Source organism: Ignatzschineria cameli (assembly GCF_003121895.1).
GTDB classification, from domain to species: domain Bacteria; phylum Pseudomonadota; class Gammaproteobacteria; order Cardiobacteriales; family Wohlfahrtiimonadaceae; genus Ignatzschineria; species Ignatzschineria cameli.
The window spans coordinates 79,066-88,912 of record NZ_QEWW01000007.1 but is presented as its reverse complement, the minus strand read 5'-3'; the positions used below and the strand labels follow the sequence as shown (position 1 = coordinate 88,912).

At 45.7% G+C, this 9,847-nt stretch carries 8 protein-coding genes; 7 read left to right on the top strand and 1 reads right to left on the bottom strand.

Going from position 1 to position 9,847, the window contains the following annotated elements; translation table 11 throughout:
* Window positions 1-1,271: 1,271 nt before the first annotated feature.
* From fabD to DC077_RS08785, 7 genes are all read left to right on the top strand, one after another.
* Window positions 1,272-2,213, top strand: coding sequence for an ACP S-malonyltransferase (gene fabD / locus DC077_RS08815; protein WP_109202457.1), 942 nt, complete (start codon window positions 1,272-1,274; stop codon window positions 2,211-2,213).
* On the top strand, window positions 2,194-2,838 hold the full coding sequence (locus DC077_RS08810) for an inner membrane-spanning protein YciB (protein WP_157953524.1): 645 nt from the start codon (window positions 2,194-2,196) through the stop codon (window positions 2,836-2,838). Before fabD ends, DC077_RS08810 begins: the two co-directional genes overlap by 20 nt.
* A 42-nt stretch (window positions 2,839-2,880) precedes the next feature.
* Complete coding sequence (locus DC077_RS08805) at window positions 2,881-3,156, top strand: BolA family protein (protein ID WP_109202459.1); 276 nt, start codon at window positions 2,881-2,883, stop codon at window positions 3,154-3,156.
* A 13-nt stretch (window positions 3,157-3,169) separates the two neighbouring features.
* Window positions 3,170-4,051, top strand: a complete 882-nt coding sequence (locus tag DC077_RS08800) for a peptidylprolyl isomerase (RefSeq protein WP_109202460.1) — start codon at window positions 3,170-3,172, stop codon at window positions 4,049-4,051.
* A 100-nt stretch (window positions 4,052-4,151) separates the two neighbouring features.
* The gene (sohB, locus tag DC077_RS08795; RefSeq protein WP_109217977.1) at window positions 4,152-5,366 is read left to right on the top strand and encodes a protease SohB; all 1,215 of its coding nucleotides are present in this window, start codon (window positions 4,152-4,154) and stop codon (window positions 5,364-5,366) included.
* A gap of 189 nt (window positions 5,367-5,555) precedes the next feature.
* A complete protein-coding gene (priA, locus tag DC077_RS08790) occupies window positions 5,556-7,991 on the top strand; it encodes a replication restart helicase PriA (protein WP_109217976.1) in 2,436 nt (811 codons plus the stop codon).
* A gap of 303 nt (window positions 7,992-8,294) precedes the next feature.
* Window positions 8,295-8,510 (top strand): hypothetical protein, encoded by a 216-nt coding sequence (locus DC077_RS08785; RefSeq protein ID WP_133243552.1) that lies wholly within the window; start codon window positions 8,295-8,297, stop codon window positions 8,508-8,510.
* 447 nt (window positions 8,511-8,957) lie between these two features.
* On the opposite strand, the gene DC077_RS08780 is transcribed toward DC077_RS08785, so the two are convergent.
* A complete protein-coding gene (locus tag DC077_RS08780) occupies window positions 8,958-9,737 on the bottom strand; it encodes an enoyl-ACP reductase FabI (RefSeq protein WP_109202464.1) in 780 nt (259 codons plus the stop codon).
* Window positions 9,738-9,847 lie beyond the last annotated feature (110 nt).

The window sequence follows — 9,847 nt, the reverse complement described above, 5'->3', positions numbered from 1 at the left end:
GTTCATTGAGCGGCGGGAACCAACTATTTCGTTCTTTTTACCGGTGCATGCCCGCCATTCGGCATCGATGATGTCGGGAGAATATCGTTAAGGTGTGATTTCCGGTAATTGAGAAATTACCCTCTGCCGGCGCGCGATATATGGAAGAATGCGATAGTAAGGACCGGCAGTGTTCAGCCTTTCTCATTTCAAAAATAGCTGGTGATAGAAGGTCACCATTTGCCGGCATGCAACTTGTGGAAGCGTGCGATAGTCATCTCCGGCAACTCATCAGCTTTTTTGTTTCCACTGATTATTCTTATGATTCTTAAGAAAGTTCATTGAGCGGCGGGAACCAACTATTTCGTTCTTTTTACCGGTGCATGCCCGCCATTCGGCATCGATGATGTCGGGAGAATATCGTTAAGGTGTGATTTCCGGTAATTGAGAAATTACCCTCTGCCGGCGTGCGATATATGGAAGAATGCGATAGTAAGGACCGGCAGCGTTCAGCCTTTTTCATTTCAAAAATAGTCGGTGATAGAAGATCGCCACTTGCCGGCATGCAACTTGTGGAAGCATGCGATAGTCATCTCCGGCAACTCATCAGCTTTTTTGTTTCCACTGATTATTCTTATGATTCTTAAGAAAGTTCATTGAGCGGCGGGAGCCAACCCTTTCGTTTTTTTTCACCGGTGCATGCCTGCCATTCGGCATCGATGATGCCGGGAGAATATCGTTAAGGTGTGATTTCCGGTAATTGAGAAATTACCCTCTGCCGGCGTGCGATATATGGAAGAATGCGATAGTAAGGACCGGCAGTGTTCAGCCTTTCTCATTTCAAAAATAGTCGGTGATAGAAGATCACCATTTGCCGGCATGCAACTTGTGGAAGCGTGCGATAGTCATCTCCGGCAACTCATCAGCTTTTTTGTTTCCACTGATTATTCTTATGATTCTTAAGAAGGTTCATTGAGCAGCGGAAACCAACCATTTCGTTCTTTTCACCGGTGCATGCCCGCCATTCGGCATGGATGATACCGGAGAAGTGATCACGACTTGGCTGATCAGAAGCGTGGATTATAATTGTCGATAGCGCTACCCGATAGAAAAAGGTAAAATCGACTCTTATGTGGGATCGATTATTGAGGCTGTTTTAAATCGCGTTAGGTGATAAGGTGACGTAAGCCCCCAATTGTGAGAGATCCTATCGAAAAATATTAAAAATATCTTGCAGAGAGTCCCAGAAGGGTGATTCTCTACTGTTAGTCTTAAATAAGAGAGAAAATAGAATGAGTGAAATAGATCGTACATTAGCATTTGTCTTTCCAGGTCAAGGATCACAGAGTACCGGAATGATTGCCGACCTTTTAGATCATCCCCTTGTTGTTGAGACCTTGCAGGATGCCGATGATGCTTTAGGATTCTCATTATCGGAGATTATCCGTTCCGGCGATGCCGAACGTTTAGGGCAGACAGAGATCACACAACCGGCGATCTTGACGGTGAGTATTGCGCTTTGGCGCGTCTGGTGTGCGGAAAATGGTGCAAAACCTGCTTACCTTGCCGGCCATAGCTTAGGAGAGTATAGCGCGCTAGTTGCAAGTGGCGTTTTAGCCTTTAAAGATGCGGTGAAGTTAGTGCATCAACGCGGACTCTTTATGCAGGAAGCTGTTCCTGTTGGAACAGGCGCAATGGCGGCGATCTTAGGGTTAGATGATGATGCCGTAAGAGCGGTGTGCCAAGATTCAGAGGCGGCGGGAATTGTCGCGGCAGTGAACTTTAACTCCCCCGGCCAAGTGGTTATTGCCGGTGAAAAGGCAGCAGTGGAAGCCGCTTGTGAGTTAGCAAAAGAGCGTGGTGCGCGCCGAGCATTATTGCTACCGGTATCAGTTCCCTCTCACTCAATCTTGATGAAGCCTGCGGCAGAGCAGTTAGCTACCGTTTTAGATGATATGCTCCTCTCATCTCCTAATGAGATTGTGATCCATAACGTCGATGTGAGCGCGCATCGTGATGTTGAAGAGATTAAAGACGCCTTGATCAGCCAACTCTATGAACCTGTACGTTGGACAGAGACAATTGAATATCTTGCGCGTGAAGGGGTAACAACGATTGTAGAGTGTGGCCCTGGCAAGGTATTGACCGGTCTTATCCGCCGTATCGATAAATCCTTGACCACCTATAATGTCTTAGATGGAGGAACTCTCGAGAGTGTTATCAAAGAAATCTAATATCCCGCAGATCCTCCTTGGTGTCTGTACGGCGATCTTTTTAGGGGCCTATCTCTTCTTTGGTCGTGATCTTGTCTTAGCGACAAAAGCTTTGGTCTATAGCTCGGCGGTTGCACTTTTAGTCTCGGGTCTCTTCTTTCGACAATCGATGCGCCGCAATGATTGGTTAATTCTCTCGGCAACATTGATCTTCGGGACGATGACAATTGTCTTCGATAATGAGGTCTTTATTCAGTGGCGAACGACGATCGTCAATATCTTGATTGCGGTGGGGCTTGTGGGGATGTTCTATCTGAAGAAATCCCCTATTAAGATGATCTTTGGAAAAGCGCTCGATATTGAATTGCCGGAACATGAGTGGCTACGGACTAACCTCTGGTGGGCAGCCTATATGCTAGTGATGGCAGGGCTTAATGCGGTGATTATCCTGTTAGGGCTCTCCTCTGAGGTTTGGATGAGCTTTAAGATGGTGATCAATCCACTGCTCACCTTTGTTCTTGCGATCCTTCTGATGGTGCATCTTGTGAAGAAGGGGAAGCAGTATGAGGCTAAAAAGCGCGCTGAGGTGGAAGTGGAAGATGGTCAGAATCACCGTTTAAATGAGCGCGAGCAATCAAAAGAGTAAACCATTAACTAATTATATTATTGTGGGATTTTAAGATAAAAGATGAATAATCAAGCGAGATTAGATAAAATTAGAGACTTATTGACTGTGGCTTTAGCACCGACAGCTCTTGAGATTATCGATGATAGTCATCTTCATGCCGGCCATGCCGGAGCAAGAGGAGGCGCGGGTCACTTTACAGTAAAGATCGATTCACCACAATTTGTCGGATTGCCTCTATTAAAGCAGCACCGATTGGTGTATCAAGCATTAGATAGCATGATGGATCATGATATCCATGCCTTAAGTATTCAAATTACGACTCAACAACCGAAATAAGGGAAGAGTAGCAATGAAAAATTTATTCAAAAAGACCGTATTAACCGCAGCACTTATGGGCGCATTCTCCGTAGTTGCCATGGCAGAAGAGGCGCAGCCTATCGCTGTTGAAGCGGAAGTTGTATCAGAGGGTTATCAGCTTCAAGATCCTGTGGCAACCGTCAATGGAAAAGAGGTTTCTAAAGCAGAGCTAGAGAATTTCTTACTCCTCTCTCAAGGGGTTGAAGTCGATGAAGTGGAGAGCCCAGAGGTGGCGATTCAACTCGTAAAACTTCTTGGTACACAAGATGCCTTAGCAGATGAAGCGAAGAAGCGTGGTCTTGATAAGGATGAGGGTTATCAATTGAAGATGCGCCTAATCGGTGATCTCTTCTTAGCGGATCTTCTCTTCCAAAATATGATCGATAAGGGTGAGATCTCTCAAGAAGAGCTTAAAGCACAATATGATGCGGCTGTTAAGCAACTTGAGAAGAATGAGTATCAAGCATCTCATATCTTAGTTGAGTCTGAAGATGAAGCGAATGCAATTATCGCCGATATTAAGAGTGGTAAAACTACTTTTGCAGAAGCGGCAAAAGAGAAATCTCTCGATACCGCAACAGCATCACGTGATGGTAGTATCGGGGGTTGGTTCCGTCTTTCAATGATGGATCCAAGCTTTGGTGAAGCGTTAAAAGGGATGGAGAAGGGCAAAATGAGTGAAACGCCTGTTGAATCCCAATTTGGTTACCATGTAATCGTGTTAGATGATGTGCGTGATTTAGGTTTAGATATCAAACCTTTTGATGAGTTAGATGAAGAGACTAAATTACAATTAGCACAACCGCTCTTCCAAAAATATGTGGAAGAGGTTCAAGAGAAAGTGAATGTTGAGCTTCCAAAAGCAGCACAGTAACGATCTTATCTATCAGTAGCGCACCCTTGATCTGGGTGCTCTGTAATGACCTGATCCTCTCCGGGAGGATTCAGGTCTTTTTGTTCATTAGGGTTAATTGATGGCATATTTTTTTGAATTTATTCTTTTTGTGGCGAAGACCGGCACAATTATTTTAGCTTTTATTATGGCACTCCTCTTTTTAGCCTCTTTGCGAAATAATCAGCAACAATCGGGAGGTAAGATTGAGTTTAAAGATCTCGGTGAACGCTATCAGCAGATCAAAGAGGGCTTTTTAGAATTTAAGCATAGCGATCTTGATGATAAGGATTTTAAAGCAGCTCTTGAGAAGGAGGAGGCGCGAGAGGCGGCAAATCAGACGAAGGCAGATCAGGCAGATGTAGATCGGGCAAATGCGGATCAGGCCGTGGCAGATCGTACTAAAGAGAATCATCAACGCAATGAGGCAGGTGATGAGACAGATGATGAGGCAAGAGGTGATGCGAGCAGTGAGTCGGATAAGCACGATGATGCTCAAGCGTCTACAGCTCAGGTAAAAAAAGCACCCTTCTGGCAATTTTGGAAACGAGAAAAAGAGAAGAATAAGCCGAAAAAAGCACAGACGCTCTATGTGTTAGAGTTTGATGGCGATATCCAAGCAGAAGAGGTTCGAAGCTTAAGAGAAGAGGTCTCTGCGCTATTGCAGATCGCAGAGAAGGATGATGAGGTTCTTCTTCGTCTTAAGAGCCCAGGTGGCGCCGTCAATGGTTATGGTTTAGCCGCTTCTCAGCTTGTTCGTATTCGTGATAAAGGATTACATCTAACGGTTGCAGTGGATGAAGTGGCGGCAAGTGGCGGTTACTTAATGGCATCTGTAGCGCATAAGATTGTAGCGGCCCCCTTTGCGATTGTAGGATCGATCGGTGTTGTTGCCGAGATGCCTAACTTCCACAAATTGTTGGAAAAATATAATATCGATTATGAACAATTTACCGCTGGGGAGTATAAGCGGACGGTATCGATCTTTGGTGAGAATAGTGAAGCGGCGAAAGAGAAATTCCGCGCCGAGCTCAATGAGATTCACCATATCTTTAAAGATTTTGTGCAACAATATCGCCCACAATTGGAGATTGAGCAGATTGCAACCGGTGAGTATTGGTTAGCGGTAAAAGCGTTAGAACTCGGCCTTGTGGATGAGCTTAAAACCAGTGATTCCTATATCTTAGAGGCGATGTCGGAGAAAAATGTCTACACCATTCAATATGTGGAGAAGAGTTCCGTTCGTCAAGGACTCTCCCGCTTCTTAACCCGGATTATGAAGCGAATTCCTTTCTAACGGATGATATTTTAAGCGCCAGATAAGCGTTATATAATCGCGACAAGAGAGCGGCGTGAAAATGTGCTTTCTCTGGCGAAAATAGAGATCAACCCCAATAGCGATTATAATGATCGGTTATTGGGGTTTTTTGTGAGATATTCTCCGGGCAAGAAGTATCGAGCTACGGATGAGAGGAGAGGGGTAAATATGGCGGATAAGGGCATGGAAGAGATCGCCGTTGGGGATTCACTCAATAGTAAGCAAGGTGGCGAAATAGAGGCGCTATCGGCGGTTAAGAATGCTATTAAGAGAAGTGAAGCGCCCGTGGAAGTCGTGGAAGCCGTGGAAGAAATCGACCACGATCTTGCGGAGCTTGTGGTGGAAGTTGCCTTGCCATGCCCTCTCTATCGAACCTTTGAATACCTTGCACCCGCTCGATGGAGTGAAGAAGATGGGACGGATAGCGCGGCTGGTAAAGAGAGAGCCGGGAAGTGTAAGTCGATTAATCAGCGTGACCTAGATCTTGCCACAAGTATCGTGCCTCAGCAGGGGATGCGTGTAGCAGTTAATTTTGCTCGGCGTGAGATGATCGGCATTATTTTAGCGATTAAAAGAGAGAGTGATTATCCACGGGAAAAGTTAAAGCCGATCGAGCAGCTCCTAGATCGTAGTCCCATTATCACCTCAAAGCTCCTCTCTCTCGCGGAGCGTATTGCCCACTACTATCATGCCCCGATTGGGGAGGTTCTCCAGCTCTTTCTACCAACACCACTTCGTCAGGGGCGACCGCTCTATCTTTCAGAGCGCTACTATCAGATTACAAAAGAGGGGATTGCATGGCGGGAGGAGGAGGCTAATCGAGCCTCGAGAGCGAAAATCGCTATCTTAAATTTTTTTGAAGCGGGGGCGCGCTATCGTGAGTCGACGCTTTTAACACAGTTTCCCAATTTTAAGAATCATCGCCGGGCGCTTCTCGATGCCACATTAATTGAGAGTGAAGATCATCTCGACAGTGAGATCCTGCCGGCGCAGATGCCATCGAAAGAATCTCCCCTCCAATTGACAGCAGCACAGCAACAGATAGTCGATAGCATTGTGCGTGATGCCCCGCCACTCTCCTTTATTGAAGGGGTGACCGGTTCAGGGAAGACTGCCGTTTATACAGAGATTGCACGCCATCATCTTGCACGAGGAGAGCAGGTTTTGATGCTTGTGCCGGAGATCGGTTTAACGCCCCAATTTGTCACAAGAATCGAATCAGCATTAGCGGTACGTGTTGCTGTGATCCATTCACAACTGAGTGATAATGAGCGTTTAGAGGCGTGGCGTAATGCGGCATTAGGGCGGATCGATCTTCTAATCGGGACCCGTTCTGCGCTCTTTACTCCATTTGCACGTTTAGGGTTGATGATTATTGATGAAGCGCATGATAGCTCCTATATTCAGCGCGATGGCGTGCGTTATTCGGCTCACAATAGTGCTATTTGGCGTGCTCATTTTGAGGATATTCCCCTAGTGATGGGAAGTGCAACACCCACCTATGAGAGTGTTCGCAATATTGCTGAGGGGCGTTTTAGTTACTATCAGCTGCCAGAGCGGGTAAGTGGCGCAATGCCGGAGTGGGAGATTATCGATCTTAATGAGGAGAAGAATTATGATGGAATCAGCACTCGTGTTTTAGATGAGATCGAGGCGACCATCGCGCGCAAGGAGCAGGTTTTGATCTTTCTCAATCGCCGGGGCTTCTCACCGGTTTTAACCTGTCTCGATTGTGGCACTATTGAGGAGTGTCATCACTGTAGTAGTTATCTCAACTTTCATCGCACAACGGGGATGCTCCATTGTCACCATTGTGGAACGCGTTATCCCTATCCAACAAAGTGTCGCTCTTGTGGTGGAACTCACTTTAAGGAGTTAGGGGCAGGAACGCAGAAGATAGAGAAGGTTTTAGCCGATGCCTTTCCTTTAGCGAACGTTCTCCGTTTTGATCGGGATAATGTACGTAATAGTCGGGAGCTTGTGGAGAATTTAACCCAGATCGGGGAGCAATCGGCCGATATCATTGTCGGAACACAGATGTTAGCGAAGGGGCATGACTTTCCCAATATCACCTTAGTTGTACTGCTCAATAGTGATGGACTCTTCTTTGCCAATGATTTTCGTGCAGATGAGAAGTTAGCGCAGCTCTTGATGCAGGTTTCAGGGCGTGCCGGGCGGGGAGAGAAGAAGGGAAAGGTCTTGGTACAGACGATGTTTCCAGACAATGCGCTCTTTCATCAACTGCCAAAGATCGGTTATCAAGCTTATGCACAAGAGGCGCTTGAGGTACGGCAGATACTCAATCTTCCGCCATACTCCTATCAGATCTTAGTGCAGGTAGAAGCGCGAAGTGAATCGGAGGCGACAAATTATCTTGAGGGGTTACTCAATCATATCGAACCCGATCCAGAAGTTGAGGTCACTCCAGTAATGCCCAATAATCTCAAGCGTCGGCAAGGGTTCTATCGTGTTCATGTGGTATTACAATCGGAGCGAAGAAGTTCTCTACATCGTATGGCGCATCGTATTCGACTTCTCTATGAAGCAAATACTCGCTCTAATCTACGCCTCCTAATCGAGGTAGATCCTATCGATTTTACCTAAACAATATCAGCTCAATAAGAAGGTTTTTGGAGCGGCGGGAACCAACGATTTCATTCTTTTCGCCACTGCATGCCCGCCGGTTGGCGCTATCAGTACCGAGATTTATATGGCTAAAGGAACGGTACTTGCCGGCATGAGATTTATGGGAGTATGCGATAGTGATTTCCGGCAACTCAACAGCTTTAATAAGAATGAATAAGATTTCCGGCGATTAAGATCGCCGCCTGCCGGCGCGAGGTTTCTGGAAGTGCGCGATAGTGAGATCCGGCAGTTCATCAGCCTTTTGCATTTTAAAAATAGACGATGATGGGAGATCGCCACCTGCCGGCACGGGGTTTTTGGAAGAATGCGATAGTAAGGACCGGCAGCGTTCAGCCCTTTTTATCTCAATTAATTATTCTTAAGAAGGTTTTTGGAGTGGCGGGAACTTACTATTTCATTCTTTTTGCCGGTGCATGCCCGCCGGTTGGCATCGATGATGCCGGTAAAATCATTAAAGATGATTTAAATAGTTCTTAAACAGTAGGTGTCGGAGCATGCCTGTCGGCTGGCGACAAATTTTGGGCAAAAAAAAGCCGAGCTCTTAAAGACTCGGCAAAATAACCACCAAAGGAGGATATGGAGGAGAACGTCTGATTGCTCAAACGTCACGCATATAGTAGTGCTTTTTTAGAGGCTTGTCAAATAATATCTTAGGCAAAAGATAAAAAATTTAGGAATATTTTCAAATTAGCGCTTTTTGTGAAAAAAGTATCCATTTTTGCGGGAATATTGGGGTAAAAATGGGGAAATTAGGAAGGATGGAAGAATTAGCACAAGATCGAGGGAGATCATTAGATGATAAAAAAAGCTCTAATTGATCAATATTTATTCAATTAGAGCCTTTCTAGTTTTAGATTGATGATCGATTTTCTGATGCAGAATGTTTGTCGATCAGTCGATCAGTCGATCAGTCGATCAGGGTAACTACATACCTGCAATAACAGTATTGAAACCACCATCCACAAAAGTGATCTCACCGGTTACCCCTGATGCAAGGTCAGAAGAGAGGAATGCAGCAACATTACCCACTTCTTCAATTGTTACACAACGACCGATCGGCGCTGCTGCTTCAAATGCGGTTAACATGCTCTTAAAGTCAGCAATACCCGATGCTGCTAAAGTACGAATAGGACCTGCAGAGATTCCATTAACACGAATACCATCACGACCAAGCGCTGCTGCCATATAACGAACGTTTGCTTCAAGTGATGCTTTCGCTAAGCCCATCACATTGTAGTTTTGAACCGTACGCTCACTTGCAAGATAGGTTAATGTTAAGAGAGATGCATTCTCACGCAGATAAGGACGTGCCGCTTTGGCTAATGCTGCAAAGCTATAGGAGGAGATATCGTGCGCGATTTGGAAGTTCTCTCTTGTAACGGTATCGAGATAGTTACCATCGAGCGCTTCTCTTGGGGCAAAACCCACTGAGTGGATCACAATATCGAAACCTTCTGTCCAAACATCTTTCAGTGAGGTCATCAATGCTTCAATTTCGCTATCACTTGCCACATCACATGGGAAGACGATCTCTGAGTCGAGCTCTGCAGCCATCTTTCTAACGCGATCTTCTAAACGCTCTCCATGGAAGCTAAATGCAAGCTCAGCACCTTGCTCACGCATCGCTTTGGCGATTCCCCAAGCGATAGAACGATTGGATGCTAAACCGACGATTAATGCACGTTTACCTTTTAAAAAACCCATATTAAATCCTTTCTATTTCTGTTTGATATGCTAAGTGGCTCTTCCCGAGGAAATCCCTTGAGGGAAGAGATACACCGATACTTGAGATCAAATATTGAATCATCTTTGCC